General features: G+C 41.1%; 20 protein-coding genes and 3 riboswitches. Of the genes, 6 read left to right on the top strand and 14 right to left on the bottom strand.

The genetic code is table 11. The annotated features are described in order from the left end of the window. Positions 1–211: 211 nt before the first annotated feature. Together H7F25_RS05265 and H7F25_RS05260 are read right to left on the bottom strand one after the other, a co-directional pair. Positions 212–1,003: a TerC family protein gene (locus H7F25_RS05265; protein WP_025092318.1), complete on the bottom strand. Its 792-nt coding sequence runs from the start codon at positions 1,001–1,003 to the stop codon at positions 212–214. Positions 1,004–1,098: 95 nt separating this feature from the next. Next, positions 1,099–1,205: riboswitch (yybP-ykoY riboswitch) on the bottom strand. 77 nt (positions 1,206–1,282) lie between these two features. Continuing rightward, positions 1,283–1,897 carry a DedA family protein gene (locus H7F25_RS05260; RefSeq protein WP_025092317.1) on the bottom strand — a complete coding sequence of 205 codons (615 nt, stop codon included), beginning with the start codon at positions 1,895–1,897 and terminating at the stop codon, positions 1,283–1,285. A 246-nt stretch (positions 1,898–2,143) separates the two neighbouring features. Here H7F25_RS05260 and H7F25_RS05255 point away from each other — a divergent pair, with 246 nt between their 5' ends. After that, a complete protein-coding gene (locus H7F25_RS05255) occupies positions 2,144–4,564 on the top strand; it encodes a bifunctional diguanylate cyclase/phosphodiesterase (protein WP_185854361.1) in 2,421 nt (806 codons plus the stop codon). Positions 4,565–4,798: 234 nt separating this feature from the next. On the opposite strand, the gene H7F25_RS05250 is transcribed toward H7F25_RS05255, so the two are convergent. The 3 genes from H7F25_RS05250 to H7F25_RS05235 all read right to left on the bottom strand — a co-directional run bounded on the left by H7F25_RS05250 (position 4,799) and on the right by H7F25_RS05235 (position 5,978). Further along, positions 4,799–5,263, bottom strand: coding sequence for a MarR family winged helix-turn-helix transcriptional regulator (locus H7F25_RS05250; RefSeq protein ID WP_087975546.1), 465 nt, complete (start codon positions 5,261–5,263; stop codon positions 4,799–4,801). 357 nt (positions 5,264–5,620) lie between these two features. Further along, a complete protein-coding gene (locus H7F25_RS05240; RefSeq protein ID WP_024426818.1) occupies positions 5,621–5,785 on the bottom strand; it encodes a hypothetical protein in 165 nt (54 codons plus the stop codon). Between the two features lie 37 nt (positions 5,786–5,822). Beyond that, complete coding sequence (locus H7F25_RS05235) at positions 5,823–5,978, bottom strand: hypothetical protein (RefSeq protein ID WP_087975683.1); 156 nt, start codon at positions 5,976–5,978, stop codon at positions 5,823–5,825. A gap of 192 nt (positions 5,979–6,170) precedes the next feature. On the opposite strand from H7F25_RS05235, the gene H7F25_RS05230 reads away from it, so the two are divergent. Beyond that, positions 6,171–6,500 (top strand): MerR family transcriptional regulator, encoded by a 330-nt coding sequence (locus H7F25_RS05230; protein ID WP_024424656.1) that lies wholly within the window; start codon positions 6,171–6,173, stop codon positions 6,498–6,500. 34 nt (positions 6,501–6,534) lie between these two features. Here H7F25_RS05230 and H7F25_RS05225 read toward each other — a convergent pair whose 3' ends face one another. The 7 genes from H7F25_RS05225 to H7F25_RS05195 all read right to left on the bottom strand — a co-directional run bounded on the left by H7F25_RS05225 (position 6,535) and on the right by H7F25_RS05195 (position 12,713). Further along, positions 6,535–6,933 (bottom strand): hypothetical protein, encoded by a 399-nt coding sequence (locus H7F25_RS05225; protein ID WP_024426817.1) that lies wholly within the window; start codon positions 6,931–6,933, stop codon positions 6,535–6,537. 290 nt (positions 6,934–7,223) lie between these two features. Continuing rightward, on the bottom strand, positions 7,224–8,582 hold the full coding sequence (gene mgtE, locus H7F25_RS05220) for a magnesium transporter (protein WP_024424654.1): 1,359 nt from the start codon (positions 8,580–8,582) through the stop codon (positions 7,224–7,226). A 208-nt stretch (positions 8,583–8,790) separates the two neighbouring features. Then, a riboswitch (M-box (ykoK) riboswitch) is annotated at positions 8,791–8,955 on the bottom strand. 133 nt (positions 8,956–9,088) lie between these two features. Beyond that, a complete protein-coding gene (locus H7F25_RS05215) occupies positions 9,089–9,229 on the bottom strand; it encodes a hypothetical protein (RefSeq protein ID WP_003212346.1) in 141 nt (46 codons plus the stop codon). Between the two features lie 76 nt (positions 9,230–9,305). After that, entirely contained in the window at positions 9,306–9,824 is a 519-nt protein-coding gene (locus H7F25_RS05210; protein ID WP_122631240.1) for a PepSY domain-containing protein, read from the bottom strand. Between the two features lie 93 nt (positions 9,825–9,917). Then, positions 9,918–10,607: a PepSY domain-containing protein gene (locus H7F25_RS05205; RefSeq protein WP_024424651.1), complete on the bottom strand. Its 690-nt coding sequence runs from the start codon at positions 10,605–10,607 to the stop codon at positions 9,918–9,920. 66 nt (positions 10,608–10,673) lie between these two features. Next, on the bottom strand, positions 10,674–12,023 hold the full coding sequence (locus tag H7F25_RS05200; protein WP_056766267.1) for an ATP-binding protein: 1,350 nt from the start codon (positions 12,021–12,023) through the stop codon (positions 10,674–10,676). A 3-nt stretch (positions 12,024–12,026) separates the two neighbouring features. Then, positions 12,027–12,713, bottom strand: a complete 687-nt coding sequence (locus H7F25_RS05195) for a response regulator transcription factor (RefSeq protein ID WP_024424649.1) — start codon at positions 12,711–12,713, stop codon at positions 12,027–12,029. A 443-nt stretch (positions 12,714–13,156) separates the two neighbouring features. On the opposite strand from H7F25_RS05195, the gene H7F25_RS05190 reads away from it, so the two are divergent. From H7F25_RS05190 to H7F25_RS05180, 3 genes are all read left to right on the top strand, one after another. Further along, positions 13,157–14,116: a S8 family peptidase gene (locus tag H7F25_RS05190; protein ID WP_024424648.1), complete on the top strand. Its 960-nt coding sequence runs from the start codon at positions 13,157–13,159 to the stop codon at positions 14,114–14,116. Between the two features lie 113 nt (positions 14,117–14,229). Continuing rightward, a riboswitch (cobalamin riboswitch) is annotated at positions 14,230–14,421 on the top strand. Positions 14,422–14,570: 149 nt separating this feature from the next. Further along, positions 14,571–16,859 carry a 5-methyltetrahydropteroyltriglutamate--homocysteine S-methyltransferase gene (gene metE, locus H7F25_RS05185; protein ID WP_185854360.1) on the top strand — a complete coding sequence of 763 codons (2,289 nt, stop codon included), beginning with the start codon at positions 14,571–14,573 and terminating at the stop codon, positions 16,857–16,859. Positions 16,860–16,998: 139 nt separating this feature from the next. Next, positions 16,999–17,469: a guanine deaminase gene (locus H7F25_RS05180; protein WP_024424646.1), complete on the top strand. Its 471-nt coding sequence runs from the start codon at positions 16,999–17,001 to the stop codon at positions 17,467–17,469. 194 nt (positions 17,470–17,663) lie between these two features. Here H7F25_RS05180 and H7F25_RS05175 read toward each other — a convergent pair whose 3' ends face one another. Then, entirely contained in the window at positions 17,664–18,080 is a 417-nt protein-coding gene (locus tag H7F25_RS05175) for an organic hydroperoxide resistance protein OhrB (protein ID WP_122631237.1), read from the bottom strand. Between the two features lie 161 nt (positions 18,081–18,241). On the opposite strand from H7F25_RS05175, the gene H7F25_RS05170 reads away from it, so the two are divergent. Continuing rightward, entirely contained in the window at positions 18,242–18,688 is a 447-nt protein-coding gene (locus H7F25_RS05170) for a MarR family winged helix-turn-helix transcriptional regulator (RefSeq protein ID WP_024424644.1), read from the top strand. Between the two features lie 32 nt (positions 18,689–18,720). Here H7F25_RS05170 and H7F25_RS05165 read toward each other — a convergent pair whose 3' ends face one another. After that, positions 18,721–19,149 (bottom strand): organic hydroperoxide resistance protein, encoded by a 429-nt coding sequence (locus H7F25_RS05165; protein ID WP_024424643.1) that lies wholly within the window; start codon positions 19,147–19,149, stop codon positions 18,721–18,723. Between the last annotated feature and the right edge of the window lie 20 nt (positions 19,150–19,169).

Raw genomic sequence — 19,169 nt, 5'->3', positions numbered from 1 at the left:
GTTCTCCCTATATTACTCATTTATGATAGCTAATTTATGAGGGAAGCGCAAAGGAAGAAATGAGGAATTCATTTCCTGTTACTCAATTATGACATGTATGTCACCATCTACTTTACAATGTTTCGTCTAAAAGCAAAGAAATAAGGGGGTATCTCCCCCTTATTTGTAATATACGTGTTATGAAAATGAAATGATATTTCTTTCAAAAAACCTACTCTCCCAGGCGTGCCTCTTGCTTCTCCTCGTTTTCCTGCCCGCCTTTTCTTGATGGACTTGATAAAAACCAGCCAAATGCTGCAATTGCGAGAAGCACTGTCCAGAAAATGACTTTCCATAATGCTGAATGGATAAAATGAGACGATACGACCCCAATAGCTGGATGTGACAGTGTATAAAGCGTGAGCTTCACACCCACCCATCCGACAATGACAAATGCTGCTGTTTCTAGGCTCGGTCTTGTTTTGAGCAGTTTCACAAAGACAGTTGCTGCAAATCGCATAATCACAAGACCAATGATACCGCCTAAAAGAATGACAATAAATTGACCGCCATCGAGTCCACCGATTTGCGGAAGACTTGTTTTTGGCAGTGTCACAGCTAAAGCGACGGCCGCTAAAATGGAATCTACGGCAAAAGCAATGTCAGCCAGCTCTACTTTCACGACTGTTGCCCAGAAGCCGCTTTGTTTCACATTTGTTTCAGTTTCCTTTTTCTTAAATACGTGCGATTTTAAAATATGGTGAATGGAAATATAAAGAAGATAAATTGCACCAATGGCTTGAACTTGCCACACATCCACTAAAAACGAAATAAGAAACAGAGAACCAAACCGCATGACAAACGCACCTGCAAGTCCGTAAAACAATGCCTTTTTTCTTTGTTTTTCAGGAAGGTGTTTGACCATCACGGCCATGACCAGCGCGTTATCAGCTGCTAAAATCCCTTCTAATCCAATCAGTACGAGCAGAACCCACCCGTACTCTAAAATAATAGCTGCATCCATCATCATTCCTCCTTGTTTTTATCTATTGTCCCACAACAGACAAAGGCTTATGAATGCAAAAAAGACCTTTGCCTGTAATGGCAAAGGTCTTGCTAGACATGTGATATGTAGAATCATGCCAACAAAGCCGATGAACATCAGTCCATGTAATGACGACTTTGTTTCCGGTAAAAACCGGACGCTACTCCCCTTTGGCGGGATTTAGAATATTTAGATTACTTATATCATAATCAATAGACACTGGATTGTCAACAGCTGACTTTCTGTTCAATCCAGTGATTAGGCAGTTGGCGTTTCTGTTTTTCTTTTTCTTCGTTTTATCAATAGGTAGACAACAAACAATAACACAACACCGATCCCAATTGGTAAAAGATAAGGATCTATCATGGCGCCAACCTCTTTCCAGTTCTCCCCAAGCATAAACCCAAGATACACATACACAAACGTAATTGGTGTAATTGCCAAAAACGTATACAAGCAAAAGACCCACACATTCATCTTGGCAATACCGCACGGGATGGAGATCAGCGTTCTGACTCCTGGTATGAACCGGCCGCTGAATGCGACGAATCCGCCATGCTTTTCAAAGAAAGCATCCGATTTATCAAGCGACTCAGGTTTTATAAAAAAGTACTTTCCATATTTATTTAAGAAGGGTCTGCCGCCGTAACGTCCTAACCAGTACAAGGTCAAAGGACCAGCCACGCCGCCAATGGAGCCGGCCGCCACAACACCGATAAAAGCCATGTCCCCTTCTGAGACCCAGTAACCCGCAAGAGGCAAAACCACTTCAGCAGGTACAAATTCAATGCATAATGCGAGGAAGATGCCAAAGTATGACAAGTTCTTAAAGGCATCAGCTAAAGAAATAATAAAATCTTCGATGTTTATCAATCCCTTTCAAACATAATCATTTGACTGATTCTATCTCTTTTAGAATCACACCATATATTAAACGAATAAAACCGAAGAAACGATTCGCTTTTCGTCGTTTTTTTACATTAAATTTGATTTTACTATAAAAGAAGGGTGAAAAAAACGTTGATTATTGTATTTAAGTGAAGGAAAGGTGAACACAGAAGCCATTCGATCCGATATATTAAGTATATGTCTGTTTTAAAGTACAGGAGGTTTTCTTACATGACCCATTTAACAGGAAGCTACAATGGATGGCTTGTCTTTCTGTCAATCGCTGTCGCCGCTGTTGCCTCCTACTCAGCTCTTCATATAGCCAGCAGGGTAGCACAATCAAGCGGTGCAAAGAAAAAGGTATGGCTGCTCATTGGTGCAATGATCATGGGAATGGGGATATGGTCGATGCATTTTATTGGCATGATGGCATTTCAAATGCGTGTTGGCATCACATATGATACATCCTTACTGATTTTATCGATTTTGGCCTCATTTATCGGATCCTTGATCGCTTTTTCAATATGCATTCAAAAGCAGCTCTCTAGAAGACGGCTGCTCATTAGTTCAATCACCATGGGTTCAGCTATTTGCAGCATGCATTATCTTGGAATGGAATCAATGGCCAATGTCTCAATCAGCTATGATCCAGTCCTCTTTTTTCTTTCGTTTTTCATTGCTGCCATTACCTCCTACTTCTCATTGAAACTCTTCTTTCGTGTTGACCGCACGAAAAGTAAACGGGAGAATTATCTTTTAAAGGGTCTCGGTTCAATGTTGATGGGCGGTGCTATAGCAGGTATGCATTATACTGGTATGGCTGCCTCTACCATGTTTTATCATTCAAATGGACAGGCTACTATAGGTGGATCTCTTGAAATGTCGCCATTCAGTCTGTCGATTTTTGTCGGCTTAATGACACTTATAGTCCAAACACTGATGATTTTTGGGGCCTATATTGATCACCGGATCATGACGCAGTCAGATCAGCTGAAAGAAAATGAACAACGGTTTCAATCGCTTATCAAACATAATATAGACGGCATTATCGTGTTATCTGTCGATCGAAAGGTTCTTTCTGCAAATGACTCTGGTAAACAAATCTTAGAGTTGTACAATTCTAAGATTGGTGATGATGTCAGCCAATATGTGATGCCGACTGAGTTGTGGGAAGAATTTATTTCTCAGTCAAAAAAAGCTATCACACGCGAAGCAGAACTGAAAACAGCAGATCGTTTTTATTATTATCATGTCACTTACATACCTGTTCATGTGAACAATTCACTCGACAGCATTTATCTTGTTTTAAAAGATTTAACGCAGCAGCGGATTGCAGAAAAGGAAATTCATGTGATGGCACATTATGATGCACTAACAGAGCTTCCTAACCGCCGCCACGGCATCAATCATTTAAATGATGTTCTCTCCGCTCAAGAAAAGTCAAAAACATCAACAGCAGTTCTGTTTCTGGACTTAAATCGTTTTAAAATTATTAATGATGCACTCGGGCATAACATAGGAGATTTACTGCTGAAAGCTGCCGCAAACAGACTGACGCAATGTTTACCGGACAATGGCTTTATCGCAAGACTTGGCGGTGATGAATTTTTAATGATCTTTCCCCACATGGATCATGATACACATAAAATCGAACAATTTTCTAAAAATATCATCCATCAATTTGAACGTCCTTTTTTCATCCAGAACCATCAGCTTATTACGTCAATCAGCATTGGGATCGCCATCTCTCCGCAAAATGGCAAAGACGGAATGGAGCTGATGAGAAAAGCCGATATGGCCATGTATTTATCCAAAAAACATAAGCAGAGCCGTTATGAGTTCTTTACCGAATCCATGGAAAGATTAAGTGAGGACAGGTTAAACCGGGAGCTGGAGCTGAGGGATGCCATTCAAAGAGAGCAATTTGTCCTTCACTACCAGCCGCAAGTCAGTGCCAAAACAAGAAAGATGACTGGGGTTGAAGCCCTTTTGAGAATGAAGGCACCAGATGGGTCCTTAAAATCACCTGAGGCTTTTATTGAGCTGGCAGAGGAATCAGGTCTGATCATTGATATTGGCAGATGGGTCATTGATACGGCTGGCAAACAGGCAAAAATGTGGTATGACGATGGGCTGAAGATTCCTGTGGCTGTCAATTTATCTGCGAAACAATTCAATTCTGAAGACTTAATTGATTTGATCAAGCTCACACTGAAAAAATACGACCTGAAACCGTCACTCTTGGAGCTTGAAGTCACAGAAAGTATGACAATGGACAATATCAAGCAATCAAAACAGGTGTTAACGTCGCTAAAACAGCTTGGCGTCCGCATTAGTATTGATGATTTCGGTACAGGCCACAGCTCATTAAGCTATTTAAAGGATTTACCGATTCATCGACTGAAAATTGATAAATCCTTTATTGAGGATATTTTAAGTGATTCAAAGTCAGAACAGATTACAGGGGCTATTATAGCGATGGGACACCAATTATCTCTCGAAGTGATAGCAGAAGGTGTTGAAACGTTTGCACAGGCTCAGCTATTATCTGCCCAGGGCTGTGACGACCTGCAGGGGTTTTATTATGCCAAACCGCTGCCAGCAAGCGATATTGAAAAATTCATCGCCTATCCGGCGCTGCTTGACACATAAAAAAGGTGCCAATGATGGCACCTTCCAGCGTGCAGACAAACCCTCGCATTCGGTGTCAGTCCTGCGTGCCGGTGCTCACGAATGCTCAATTCGCTCCGCTCCGGTACTCGTCCTTCCTAGACTTCAAAGGTTTTCTGTCACGCTGAGCTGAGAAGAAGACAAAGGGCTAAAATAAAGATCACTTTAGCCCTTTGTCAACAATTTAAAAGGTGCCAATGATGGCACCTTTTCGTTTTATCTAAATAATAAATGCTGACTGTGAATACCTGCTTTTTTCAATAGACTAATCAATTGCTCTTGCTCTTCACGTGTCAGACCAGAGAATGCACGCGCAATCCGAAGAGAGTGGATCGGATAAATCTTGTCAAGATAGCTTCGCCCTTTTTCCGTTAAATGGGCATAAACCGACCGTTTATCCTTGGGGTCCTGTTCTCTTTCAATGAAACCATTTCGTTCTAATTTGTCAATTACGTACGTCACATTCCCGCTGACTAGCAGGAGTCTTGAGCCGATTTGCTGAAGCTTTTGAGCACCTCTTGTGTACAGTAATTCAAGAACGGCAAATTCAGTTGGATTGAATCCATGCTCTTTGCTGTCTCTAATACTGTGTTCTGAAACGCTTTTAAATGCTCTTGCAAAAACCTTGTAAAGCGTCATTGAGCGTTCTACTTCTTCTTCATTAAACGATAGTCTCATCACATATCTACCTCTTATAATATTTTTTTAACTTCAAGGCTGTCTTGCGGTGCAGTTGGAGCCTTTCGTAAAAAATAGAAGTACGTTTTTGAAAACACTTTCAACCACATAAGTGACTCCATTCGTGTTATGTATAAGGTTTCGATATAAACTTTTAAAATCCTTCTTATTTTTCACAATCATCTCGAAAAAAAGCTTTTTCAGCAAACCATCAAGATGCGACACACTTTAACAAAATCTGTAAAGAATCTATGGTTTCTTGCACTTCATTCGCCAAATTTCTACAAAATTCAATATTGCTATAATATTAAACACAAAAAAAGAACCCTTTATGTGACATACGCACATTTCAAGGGATTTTTACAAACAGCGCTCTGTTTTGTTGAAAAAGAAATGATACTCTTTTTTTAGGTCACTAATTGTCATGTTCTTGGCCGCATCAGGGCTGTAAACCCCTAATGAACATAGCTGCTTCGTATAATAATGTCTTTCCTTTGCTAAAGCTTCTTTTAATATACGCCGCACCGATTATCCCTCCTATCAAGTGATTTGGATCGGGTGCTTATGAAGACTTCTTATACAAATCATTTTGCATGGCTCTTAGAAGCGCATGTGCATTCTGACCTGCAGCCTGCATGAATTGCTCGAGCAATTCATCCCTCTTCACATCTAATGCGATGATTTCTTTTGCCATACGAATGATCTGTGCTTGCTCCATCATATGCTCCTCCTCCTATGTCAATTCACCATGATTATATGTCGCCGTAAGATGTATTGCACACTCCCTGTAATCTTTCCTTCCATGGTTTTTTCATTTTTTTCGTTTTTGTGTTATATTTTCTAACAAACGATAGGTTTTTTCACTTCTCGTTCTATATAATATGAAGAAAAGACTTGCAGGGGTGAGTATATGACGCAGGAAGATGTATCTTATAAAGATAAAAAAGTCATTTCAATCGGGATTGTCAGTGAGCTAACAGGGCTTTCCGTCAGGCAAATCCGATATTATGAGGAACGTAAACTCATTTACCCCCAGCGCTCAACAAGAGGCACACGGAAATATTCTTTTGCAGATGTTGAACGTTTGATGGACATCGCCAATAAACGGGAAGACGGTGTGCAGACAGCTGAAATTTTAAAAGACATGAAGAAAAAAGAACAAGCGCTAAAAAGCGGACAATTTAAGAAAAAAATGCTGGAAGGCCAGATTAACGCACACTTTCGGTATAAAAATCGTTAAACAAAAAAAGAATCGCTCTTTTGAACGATTCTTTTTATTTAGAGGAAGCTTCAGTACCTTCTACAACCCCTACAAAGTCAATCAGCACGCCGCCTCTTTCAGGATCTTCTTTCACCCGCAGGGCAAGTGCCTTTTTCTTCCCGGTTTTTGCATCTTCATAATTCGCATGGAACACATGAATGCTGGCTTCTTCCAATTGAAAATCCTCATAAGAAAGCGTGTCTATGCCCCATTCTTTTTTCAGTTTCAGAATGTCATCCGGGCTCGGGACCGCACCTTCGACGTAGATGTCTTCCATTTTTCTTTTATTTCCTTCGGTGATGGCTTCAAGCATATGCTCTGCAGCTACTAGCCTTCGGTCTTTCCCCTCGTCCTCCCTTTGACATGCACTCAGCAAAAACATACACATCAAAACGAATAAGAATTTCTTCATGTTTCTCTCCCACCTTCTCCTTAAAATGTAAAGGATGGAAGCGCTATATGCAATCTTTATACAAAAAAAGCCTGTAAAACGTCATGTTTTACAGGCTTAGATTGTGGACAAAGGATGGTCCTTTGTCTACCTTTCAGCGCGATCTGAAAACCTTTGAAGTCAAGGAAGAACGAGTACCGGAGCGGAGCGAATTGAACATTCGTGAGCACCGGCACGCAATGACTGACACCGAATGCAAGGGTTTGTCAGCGCGCTGAGACTGCAAAACGTCATGTTTTACAGTCTTCTTGCTACATAAGTGTATGAAGGAACGCTGTCGCAATACCAAAATAGATAAGCAGTGATAAAATATCATTCAATGTTGTAATCAGCGGCCCAGATGCAATCGCAGGATCGACGTTTAATCTGTGTAAAATAATAGGCACGATCGTACCTGCCATCGTTCCAATAATCAGTGTGGCAAGCAGTGAGGAACCGACAACAAATCCTAAAATCATATTGCCCTGCCACACCATTGCGACGACTGTAATAATGATGGAACAGACAATCCCAATGTAAATACTTGTTCGGAGCTCTCTAAAAATCAGGCGCATAATGGTTTTTTTCGTTAATTCTTCTTTTGAAAGTCCTCTAATGACGACGGCAAGCGACTGTGTGCCTGTATTCCCTGTCATCCCGGCAATCATTGGCATGAAGAAGGCTAAGGCGACGACTTGCTGAAGGGTATCTTCAAAGTAATTTAAAATACTGCCTGAAATCAGCCCAATGAATAAGAGCAAAATGAGCCACGGGAGACGGCGGTATGCCGCAACAAAAGCGGGCGTGTCGAATGTAATATCTTTACCAGAGGCAGCGAACTTCTCATAGTCTTCTCCTGCCTCTTGAATGACGACATCAATGATATCATCGACTGTGACGATTCCGACAAGGACATTGTTCTCTTCTACAACAGGAATGGCAAGAAAATCATACCGTTCAATCAACTTTGCGATTTCTTCCTGATCTTGAAAAGCTCCAACGGCAATGACTCTTGTAAACATAAGATCCTGCACTTTTTCATCTGGTTCACCTAAAATGAGATCCCGGTACGACAGAACCCCTACAAGCTGCTTTTGATCATTAATGACATATAAATAGTTGATCGATTCTGCAATTTCAGCAAAGCTTTTCAGCTTTACTACTGCGTCCTGAACCGTATAGTGCTGAGGAATCCAAACGTACCGGTTGGTCATGATCCGGCCTGCTGTCTCAGCAGGATAATTCATGAGAAGCTGGACGGCCTTTGATTCCTCCGCCTCCATGTTTGATAAAAGCTGGTCTTTCAGCTCATCATCCATTTCATCAAACAAGTTGGCTAGGTCATCGTTATCCATTTTGTTTGTGACGAAGGTGGCTTTGTCTTTTCCTACTTTTTCAAGCACAATTTCTTGGTATTCGCGCTCAAGCTCACCCATCATTTCCGTCACATCATCGATTGTTAAAAAGCTGAGGAAACGGCCGCGGTGTTTTTCTGGAAGTTCTTTAAATAAATAGGCCATATCATATGGCTGAAGTTCTTCCATAATGTTTTTAAATTCTTTGCGTTTGCCGTCTCTTAATAAAATAATGATTCTTAAAATGAGTTCATCGTACGTAATGTTCTGTATCATCGCTGTTACCTCCCCAAAGTCAGGAGATACCCGAATCCCTTAGAATGTGCGGGGGTCAGGATCTCCTCTGTCTGATGCGTCAATCTGATCTTTTGACATACTCTTTATGTGTCTCGAATCGGGATGATCCATCCCCACACCTCCTTTTCTCATAAAAAAGCACCTTCAACCGAATGAAGGCGCTTTGTAAGCATGACAAAATAAACACTTGCTCCTTCAATCGTAGAGCTTTAGCACTGTATGGCATAGGATCAAATCCAGCTGCATTAAAAATCACCTTATGTCGATGATTTCTGTTGACCCATTGGCGTCTTTGGACATTTTTGGGCAGCAGCGTATCTCCATACAGGAGCCTCACCTAACGAAGTCTCATATTGTTAACACACTGAGATTACAGAAAAAGCGGAATGATGTCAATAAGCAAGATGCCAAGTATCCTTATGTATTCGCTTACTTTTCAAAAAAAGAGCGATAAACAGCTCAGCCATCGCCCTTTTCATGTCTTTTTATTCCTCTTCCGGCTGATTCATATCCTCTTGGGAGAGGAGATGAAAGGAATCATGCAAAAACAAAGCATATCCTTCTCCATCAGGATGCGGAACGTATTCCGCGTGATCCATTGTTTGCTCTTCTTCTTTTTTCTTCATATTCTCTCGCCTCCTTTCCCGTAGTTTGTCCCAATGAAAAAACCTTACACATGAAAGTGTAAGGTTTGGTCATAGCTTAATCATCCCACTCTTGCTTCAGGATTTTGCCTGTTTTAGCAGAAATCTCAAAATCAACTTCCTCGCCGCTTGGTGTTGTGATTTCAATTTCGTAAATGTACACACCATTTTCTTTATCTAGATCAGAATCAGTGACTGTGCCTTTTACTTTTGCAAGAGCCATTTTTTCAGCCTGTTTTTTCGTGATCTTCACGTTCTGTTTCTTTTCTTTGACTGGATCATTCAACGCTTTTCCAGTTTTTGCATCGACATATACTTTATATTCAAAGCCGCCTTTTTTGATCTCGACCTCATACACCCATTTTCCTTTTTTACGCTCAAGATCCACATCATCCACATAGCCTTTCACCACTTTTAAGGCTGCTTTTTCAGCTTGTTTCTTTGAAACAAATGACGATTTCTTTTGCACGACTTGCTCGGCGTTTGCTGTTTGATTTGTATTTTGCGCTTGAAGTGTGAAACCACCTGCGACAAGAGTTCCCGTTAATGCTGTAGCTACTAGTACTTTTTTCATCATGTTCATTTCCTCCTCTGTTTGATTTCTTCTATATCTTAAGAAAACAAGATGATAAAGGAAGGAAAGAAACATGAGAATATCATGAGAAAAGGATTAGTTTTCGTACGTAATGCCCTCAATGTCTCCTGTATAGGCGTTCACAAGCACCTCTGCCTCTCTGCCGTCAGGCAAATCCAGCTCCACCTCAAATACGAGCATACCGCTGAATGTTTCAAGATCAGCATCATCCACTGTTCCGCCAACTTCTTTGACGGCAATTTGGATAGCTTCCTCGACGGTGATTTTCGTGAGCTTCTTTTCTTTAGAGGTTGGTTTTTTCTTTTCTGCTTCAAGCACCTTAAATGACTGTTTGCCGACCTCAACTTGATACAATTCTTTTTTTGATTGGATGGTAAAAATGAAACGATCTGACGTCTCCTTTTTTTGAATGACGGTTCCGCTCACCTTTTTAACAGCCGCCTCTTCTGCCTGGAGCTCAGCATTTTTTTCATTTGGCTTCTGATAGCTTTTTAACTGTCTAATTTCTTTCATTTGACCGCTTGCAGAAGATGCAATGATTTGATAGATGCCATTTGCATTTTCGAGCGTCATTGTGTAGTCCTGTTTATGATTGATTAAATCAATATGTGTAATGTTTCCATTATAGTCTTTTGAGATCATTTTTTTCATTTCTGCTTCACTTAATATTTTTTGATCAATGGTTTGGATCATGAGCATTGCAAAGGCCGCAAGAATCACAAGACATCCTGCGAGCGCAAGCACCATTTTCGTTTTTCTAGACATGCAGCGCCTCCTTCCTATTTCCTATTTTATAAGGAGGAAATGAGAAATTGATGAGAAAAGACCCATTTATTTCTGAAAAAGAATGGTCATGGCTGTTCCTTCGCCGATACGGCTGTCTACCTTCAGCTCGGCTTCATGTTCTTCTGCAATTTGCTTCGCAATTGAAAGACCGAGCCCGGTTCCGCCCGTCTCACTGTTTCTCGCTTCATCCACACGGAAAAAGCGGTCAAAGATTTTCGGCAGATCCTCTTCTTTTATGCCAATTCCTTGATCAATCACTGAAATAAATGGCTTGTCTCCTGCCCATCCGCAGGTCACATCAACTGGCTCTCTGCTATATTTGACCGCATTATCAATTAAGATAGTCAAAAGCTGTTTGATTTTCTCTTCGTCTCCTTCTGCGATCAGCGGCTGATCTGTCTGCACATGAGATTGAATCGTTCGATTGGTGGCCACTTCAAGTGTATGACATAGCTGCTTGCACAAATGACCAAGATCAACCGGCTTCATATCCAAGTATAACGGCTGGCCGTTTTTCGCCAATGTCAGTAATTGATCTGTCAGTCTTTTCATTTTTTTCGCTTCATCATGAATCGCTTGAGAGGATTCTTCTACAACCTCTGGACGTGTTTGCCCCCAGCGTTTGAGTAAATTGCTGTAGCTCATAATGACGGTAATCGGTGTCTTCAATTCATGGGAGGCATCATGCAAAAATTGCTGTTCTTTTTCATAATGCTTCTCGAGAATCTCGGACATTTCATTAAAGGTTTGTCCCATTTGATATAGTTCATCCTTTGAATCGCCTGTTAATTCAATTCGTTTAAACGCCTTCTCTTTCATACTTGCCTTCATGGTACTCGTCATTCTGCTAATCGGCCTGACAATTTGCTTTGTTAAAACGTGGCCTGCAAAATAGGAAAGCACAATAAACAAAACGCCGGTAGCGATTAAAATCATTTTTAATAACGCTAAGTTCTCTTCCGTATTTTCGATTTCTTCATATACTTGAAGCGACATAATCTCACCATTTGTCCAAATGACCGGAATAGCAGCGAACGCAATCATATGCTTATTGTATTCTTTGATTTCTGCTGTCTGGCCAGATTCGTATGTAAACGGAAGTGAGCTAAACGTTGATTCCTTTGTGACAGTCAGTTTTGACTCTCCCGTTTCTGTCACGACACGGATCATACCATTTTGAGGCAGGTACGCCTTCAGCAGCTCCGAGGACGGAAGACCCTCTTCCTCTGATTTTTTTAAAGCAATCGCAATATTTTCAGCCACCTCAGACAAGCGGGACATATCTTTTTGCGTCAAGGTCATCGAAAAAATAAAATAAATGGCTGTATGAAACAAGAGCACCATTAAAAACAAAGACAACGACGTATAAAGCTGAATCTTATTTTTTAATCTCATTCTTTATCCTTTCATCACATAACCCACACCTCTCACTGTGTGAATCAGCTGTTTTTCGAATGGGTAATCGATTTTTTTCCTTAAATAACGAATATAGACATCTACCACGTTTGTATCACCGAAATAATCAAAACCCCAAACCGCTGTTAAAAGCTGATCTCTTGTGAGCACTTGCTGCTGATGGTTCAGTAAGTGAACAAGCAGGTCATATTCTCTCGGTGTGAGTTCAAGCATTTGCCCAGCCCTTTGTATTTCTCTTGTTTTCTCGTTGACCGTTAAGTCTGCTATGCTCAGCTCTGTCTCCTTTTCTTCTTGTGCATGTATATTCAACCTTAGCTGTGCACGAATTCGTGCTAATAATTCTTCTATGTCAAAAGGTTTTGTTATATAATCATTCGCCCCAAGATCGAGCCCGCTTACTTTATCAGGAACACTTCCCCTTGCTGTAATCAAAATAATAGGTGTCGCTGTATTTGTCTTCCGAACCCTTCTCAGCACTTCAAGACCGCTTAACTCTGGAAGCATGACGTCAAGCAGCACCAAATCGAAGCTATCTTCTTCAAGAGCCTGAAGCCCGTCTATTCCTGTCTCTTTGACTGTCACCTCATATCCTTCATATTCAAGCTCAAGTGACAGCACCCTTGCGATTTTCTTTTCATCTTCGACTACGAGTATCTTCCCTTTGTTCATCTCTATCTCTCCTATCTAAAAGGCAAGCTTGTCTTTCCATTATTATATGTTGCCTTTCTTATTTGGAACAGTCACAATCTTCACATCTATTTTTTTATGGAGGGAATTATTTTTGAGAAAAAACATTTAACTTGAGCCTTCTTCTCAATTTGTTACTTCATCTCATTATTTTTTAGTCTGCCTCTTTTAGTTCTATTCACCCATTTTCATCTGTACAGGTGCAACCTCACTATGCAGCTTTTCCTTCTTTTTCATATGATATCAAGAGTTTTCTTCAAAAGGTGAGCTCTTTCGTCAATATGTGAGGAGAACTGCACTTTTGATAATAGATTGATTATTTGAAAAATTATTACAATTGACCCTTTCCGATCAAAAGTTTCTTTTATACAATAACATTATGCAGCCTGAATCTACTTTGAAAACAAAATAAGGAGGGCTTTCTTATGAAAGGTGAAATTCGCTTAATTCCGTATGAAGTAAAAGCCAATGTGATGGAAGCGAAAGAGACGCCGGAAAGTATTCAGGAGATTAAAGCACCCGAACTTTGGTCAAGTGGCTTCAAAGGAAAAGGCATAACCATTGCTGTCCTTGATACAGGCTGTGACACAGAGCATCCCGACTTAAAAGATCAGATTATCGGTGGGAAGAACTTTACCGATGATGACGATGGAGATGCTGAAAATGTAAAAGACTATAATGGGCATGGTACCCATGTAGCAGGAACGATTGCCGCAACAGATCAAAATGGCGGAATTTTAGGGGTTGCCCCTGAAGCCAAGCTTCTCATCGTGAAAGTTCTTGGCGGTGAAAATGGCAGCGGAAAATATGAGTGGATCATTGATGGCATCAACTATGCCGCAGAGCAGAAGGTGGATATTATCTCTATGTCTCTCGGTGGTCCAAGCAATGAGCCTGCCCTGCAGGAAGCCATTCAAAATGCAGTAAAAAGCGGTGTGCTTGTTGTGTGCGCAGCAGGAAATGAAGGGGACGGGGACGAGCGTACGGAAGAGTTCTCCTACCCAGCAGCATACAATGAAGTCATTGCCGTCGGTTCTGTTTCCCTTGCTAGAGAATCCTCTGAATTTTCTAACGCCAATAAAGAAATCGACCTCGTCGCTCCAGGAGAAGACATTTTATCCACTCTCCCTAACCATAAATATGGCAGGCTCACAGGGACTTCAATGGCTGCCCCTCACGTAAGCGGTGCACTAGCCATTATTAAAAATGCTGAAGAAGAAGCGTTCCAGCGCAAGCTGACAGAGCCTGAGGTTTATGCTCAACTTGTCAGAAGAACCCTTCCATTAAAGCAGTCGAAAGCCCTTGTAGGGAATGGATTTTTATATTTAACTGCGCCTGATGTCCTTTTAGAAAAAACATTGGAAGCAGATCTTTTATCTCTATAGCTTAAATAGAGGTCCTGAGAAAAGATAGAATTTTCTCAGGATTTTTTTAATTAAAATTATTCAAAATTTACTTTGACGAAATGAAGTGAACGTTATATAATCGAACACAATAAATTCATAGTTTGAGAGTCGGTAATTCGATTACACGTCGAATTTTAATTGGGAAGACCGGTGAAAATCCGGCGCGGTCCCGCCACTGTGAGTGAGGAGAGCTTTTCTCAGAAATCCACTGTCATGAGGATGGGAAGGATGAAAAGCTTGCAGATTCACCAGCCAGGATACCAGCCGCTCTATCACATCAAACCCCCTACGGTTGATAGGAGATGTCGAAAAAGCGTCAGTGATACTCACGCCTTATTTCGCACACACATTTTGTCTTTTAAACCAGACATTTACCTCATCAATCATGATCATGAGCGTAAATGTCTTTTTATATTTAGAGGAGGAATTGGAATTGACAATTGTTAAAACAAGTAATCTAGGATTTCCGCGAATTGGTTTAAACAGAGAATGGAAAAAAGCACTTGAGTCTTACTGGAAAGGTCAAACAGACCGCGAAACCCTCTTAAGCACACTGGATGAACAATTTTTAACTGCCATTAAAACACAAATCGATCAACAAATTGATGTTGTTCCTTCTGGAGACTTTACCTTCTATGATCACGTGCTGGATACCGCTGTTATGTTCAATTGGATTCCAGAGCGCTTCCGCAGCTTAAAAGACCCGCTAGATACATACTTCGCGATGGCAAGAGGAACAAAAGATGCCGTCTCAAGTGAAATGACAAAATGGTTTAATACAAACTATCACTACATCGTTCCAGAATACGAAAAAAGCACAGAATTTAAACTCACACACAATAAACCGCTTGAAGCTTACGAAAAGGTGAAAAAGGCGTTTGGTGTTGAAACAAAACCGGTTGTACTTGGTCTATATACATTTGTCTCACTTTCTAAAGGTTATGAAGCAAATGAAGTAAAAGAAATCCAGCAGCGTCTAGTGCCGCTTTATACTCAGCTTTTAAAAGAACTTAAAGAAGCAGGCGTCAAATGGGTTCAAATTGATGAACCTGCACTTGTCACAGCTTCAAGTGAAGACGTAAAAGCCGTAAAAGAAATCTATCAAACGATCAAAGAAGCCGTACCTGGGTTGAACATTCTTCTTCAAACATACTTTGATTCAGTAGATGCGTATGAAGAGCTTGTCACATATCCTGTTGAAGCAATTGGTCTTGATTTTGTCCATGATCAAGGGCGCAACCTTGACCAAGTGAAAAAGCACGGCTTCCCGAAAGATAAAATTTTAGCAGCAGGCGTCATTGATGGAAGAAATATTTGGAGATCAGACCTTTGCGAAAGATTATCCTTTATTTCTGAAGTCATTGCTGACGTCCAGCCGAAAGAAGTATGGCTGCAGCCATCAAGCAGCTTGCTGCATGTGCCAGTTGCCAAACACCCAAGCGAACAGCTTGAAGAAAAACTATTAAACGGACTGTCTTATGCTACTGAAAAGCTGGCTGAATTAACACTGCTAAAAGAAGGTTTAACAAAAGGAGCAACTGCCATTGATTCTGATATTAACGAAGCAGCACAAGCACTTCTTACCTTAAAAGAGTTCGCAAAAGGAACAAATGCGGATCTAACAGCGGAACGCAACAATCTTTCATCGAAAGATTTTAAACGTCCAGCTGCCTTTGAAGAACGCCTTCGTATCCAAAACGAATCTCTTGAACTGCCGCTTCTACCAACAACAACAATTGGCAGTTTCCCACAGTCTGCCGAAGTGCGCAGTGCTCGTCAAAAGTGGCGCAAAAATGAGTGGACAGATGCAGAGTATGATGAGTTTATTAAGAAAGAAACAAAACGATGGATTGATATTCAAGAAGAAATTGGTCTGGATGTGCTCGTACATGGGGAATTTGAACGTACAGACATGGTTGAATACTTCGGCGAGAAGCTAGCCGGATTTGCCTTTACAAAATTTGCTTGGGTTCAATCCTATGGATCACGCTGCGTGAAGCCGCCAATCATTTATGGAGATGTAGAGTTTACAGAGCCAATGACAGTGAAAGAGACGGTTTACGCACAAAGTTTAACAAAGAAAAAAGTCAAGGGAATGCTGACAGGACCTGTTACCATCTTAAACTGGTCTTTCCCAAGAACGGATATCTCTCGCAAAGACATTGCTTTCCAAATCGCTTTCGCTTTGCGTAAAGAGGTAGAAGCTTTAGAAGCAGCTGGTATTCAAGTGATCCAAGTGGATGAGCCTGCGCTAAGAGAAGGACTTCCGCTCAAAGAAAGTGATTGGGCAGAATATTTAAACTGGGCAGCAGAGTCATTCCGTTTATCCACATCATCCGTTCAAAATGAAACACAAATTCATACACATATGTGCTACAGTAACTTCGAGGATATTGTCGATACAATCGAAGACTTGGATGCTGACGTGATTACAATTGAACATTCACGCAGTCATGGCGGATTCCTCGATTACTTAGAAAAACACCCGTATTTGAAAGGCCTTGGACTAGGCGTTTATGACATCCATAGCCCGCGTGTTCCATCTGTTGAAGAAATGAGCGAAATTATTGATGATGCGCTGAACGTTTGTCCAACAGATCGCTTCTGGGTGAATCCGGATTGTGGTCTAAAAACTAGACAAGAGCCTGAAACCATTGCTGCTTTGAAAAACATGGTCACAGCTGCTGAAGTCGCTCGTAAAAAGCTGGCGCAGCACGCTTAATTGAATGTCTCTCCCCTGCTGAACTCGGCAGGGGTTTTTTATGCGCAAATTGGCCTGTTCGATCTCCTACTATGATGATTTCTTTTCTAGCATGATTCGTTTATACTAGAGAAGTCAGTCGAACAAAGGGAGGAAGACAATGAATCACGAAGATTTTTTACAACGCGCAATTGATCTTGCAGTAGAAGGAGTCAATAGTGGTACTGGCGGCCCTTTTGGAGCAGTCATTGTCAAGGATGGTCAGATTATTGCAGAGGGCAGCAACAACGTGACAACAAGTAACGATCCAACCGCACATGCAGAAGTCACAGCCATTCGCAAAGCGTGCCAAACTCTACATACATACCAATTGGAAGATTGCATTCTATACACAAGCTGCGAGCCTTGTCCGATGTGCCTTGGCGCTATTTACTGGGCTAGACCAAAAGCTGTGTATTTTGCTGCTGGACATCAGGATGCAGCGGATTCTGGTTTTGATGACTCATTTATTTATGAAGAAATCAACAAAGAATACGAATCAAGAAATATACCATTTTACAAACTGACACCTCAAAAAACCCTTGCGCCATTTGAAGCATGGGAAGCATACGATAAAAAGAAAGAATATTAAAAAAAGACACCTGCGGTAAGCAGGTGTTGCGGATTGTTGACAAAGGGCTAAAATGATCTTTATTTTAGCCCTTTGTCTTCTTTTCAGCGTGATAGAAAACCTTTGCAGTCTAGCACCGGAGCCCAGACCTGACAAAGAATGCGAGGGTTTGTCTACACGCTGAGACACCGCTCGTAAGCAGGTGTCTTCTACTATTACTCCGTCACTTCAAGCTCTACTTCAATGTTCCCTCTTGTTGCTTTTGAATATGGACAGAATTCATGGGCAGCATGGACAAGCTCTTTCACTTTGTCATGATCATGACCTTTCGCAGACACAATCAGCTTTACGCCAAGCTTAAAGCCGCCGTCGCTTTCATCTTTTAAAAGACTGACATGTCCTTCTACTTCCGATTCTATTTCTGTCCCTTGCTTCTTCGCTACGTGCTCAAGTGCTCCTCCGAAACAAGCTGCATAGCCTGCTGCAAATAATTGCTCTGGGTTTGTACCAGTCTCTCCATCTTTCTTTGCGTTAGGCATGACAATGTTATGGTCGAGCACACCATCCTCTGAACGAACATGTCCAGCTCTTCCATGCTGCGCCTTTACTTTTGCTGTGAATAATGGTTTCATCTTCATCTCCTCCTTCATCTATTGATCCTTTTCACGTTCTATTCATTTCTCAAACATTTATCGCACATTGAAGAATTTTTCATTTTTCGTCTGTATTTATTTTAAAAAGGAAGAAAATCTTATACAATGATAAGTATGACAAAAAATAGTTGGTGACTGACATGACAAATGAATTTGAACATATGAAGCTGGAAAATCAGCTTTGTTTCTTGTTATATGCAAGTTCACGAGAGATGACGAAGCAGTATAAACCGTTGTTAGAAGAATTAAATATTACGTACCCGCAATATTTGGCACTGCTTTTATTGTGGGAGCATGGAACATTAAATGTGAAAACGATGGGAGAGCTTCTCTATTTAGACTCCGGTACACTCACGCCCATGCTGAAACGAATGGAGCAAAATGGACTCATTATCCGAGAACGTTCGAAAGAGGATGAGCGGTCTGTACAAATTCGTTTAACGGAATATGGAGAGCAGCTAAAAGAAAAGGCCACTGCGATTCCGTCTCACATGCTGACTGGGACAGGCAGATCGGAAGAAGAGCTAAAAACACTGCGTGCCTCTTTACATGAGCTTTTGCAAAATTTAACACAATCAAAAGGCTGAGGGAATGTTCCCTCAGCCTTTTATAATGTCTATTATTGTGCGACAGCTACTAGTTCTACTTCGATGTTTCCTTGAGTTGCTTTTGAATATGGGCAAACGCCGTGTGCTTTATGAACAAGTTCTTCTAATGCTGACTGCTCAATGCCAGTTCCTTTTACCTCTAATTGAACGCCTAGTTTGAAGCCGCCATCTGAACTGTCTTTTAATAAGCTGACATGTGCTGTAACTTCACTTTCAAAGCGAATACGCTCTTGTCTTGCTACCATTTGAAGGGCTGAATCAAAACATGCAGAGTAGCCTGCTGCGAATAATTGCTCTGGATTTGTTGCTTTTTCAAGTTTTTTTGCTCTTGGTGTTCCAGGCATTGCTACATCATGTTCAAGTACACCATCTGTTGAAACAACCTTTCCTTCTCTTCCTCCGACAGCTGATACCGTTGCTGTAAATAAAACGTCTGACATGAATATAACCCTCTTTCTCT

This window comes from Bacillus sp. PAMC28571 (genome assembly GCF_014250435.1).
Classification (GTDB): Bacteria; Bacillota; Bacilli; order Bacillales; family Bacillaceae; genus Bacillus; species Bacillus safensis.
Note: the sequence above shows the minus strand (reverse complement) of the source record. Positions and strands in the feature narration are given on the sequence as shown.

Coding starts and splice junctions, on each gene's coding strand:
- H7F25_RS05195 (WP_024424649.1), bottom strand. CDS start 12,713: ATGAACAAAGGGAAGATACTCGTAGTCGAAGATGAAAAGAAAATCGCA.
- H7F25_RS05265 (WP_025092318.1), bottom strand. CDS start 1,003: ATGGATGCAGCTATTATTTTAGAGTACGGGTGGGTTCTGCTCGTACTG.
- mgtE (WP_024424654.1), bottom strand. CDS start 8,582: ATGATACAGAACATTACGTACGATGAACTCATTTTAAGAATCATTATT.
- H7F25_RS05175 (WP_122631237.1), bottom strand. CDS start 18,080: ATGAAACCATTATTCACAGCAAAAGTAAAGGCGCAGCATGGAAGAGCT.
- H7F25_RS05190 (WP_024424648.1), top strand. CDS start 13,157: ATGAAAGGTGAAATTCGCTTAATTCCGTATGAAGTAAAAGCCAATGTG.
- H7F25_RS05165 (WP_024424643.1), bottom strand. CDS start 19,149: ATGTCAGACGTTTTATTTACAGCAACGGTATCAGCTGTCGGAGGAAGA.
- H7F25_RS05230 (WP_024424656.1), top strand. CDS start 6,171: ATGACGCAGGAAGATGTATCTTATAAAGATAAAAAAGTCATTTCAATC.
- H7F25_RS05205 (WP_024424651.1), bottom strand. CDS start 10,607: ATGTCTAGAAAAACGAAAATGGTGCTTGCGCTCGCAGGATGTCTTGTG.
- H7F25_RS05180 (WP_024424646.1), top strand. CDS start 16,999: ATGAATCACGAAGATTTTTTACAACGCGCAATTGATCTTGCAGTAGAA.
- H7F25_RS05255 (WP_185854361.1), top strand. CDS start 2,144: ATGACCCATTTAACAGGAAGCTACAATGGATGGCTTGTCTTTCTGTCA.
- H7F25_RS05170 (WP_024424644.1), top strand. CDS start 18,242: ATGACAAATGAATTTGAACATATGAAGCTGGAAAATCAGCTTTGTTTC.
- H7F25_RS05210 (WP_122631240.1), bottom strand. CDS start 9,824: ATGATGAAAAAAGTACTAGTAGCTACAGCATTAACGGGAACTCTTGTC.
- H7F25_RS05200 (WP_056766267.1), bottom strand. CDS start 12,023: ATGAGATTAAAAAATAAGATTCAGCTTTATACGTCGTTGTCTTTGTTT.
- H7F25_RS05235 (WP_087975683.1), bottom strand. CDS start 5,978: ATGGAGCAAGCACAGATCATTCGTATGGCAAAAGAAATCATCGCATTA.
- H7F25_RS05225 (WP_024426817.1), bottom strand. CDS start 6,933: ATGAAGAAATTCTTATTCGTTTTGATGTGTATGTTTTTGCTGAGTGCA.
- H7F25_RS05215 (WP_003212346.1), bottom strand. CDS start 9,229: ATGAAGAAAAAAGAAGAAGAGCAAACAATGGATCACGCGGAATACGTT.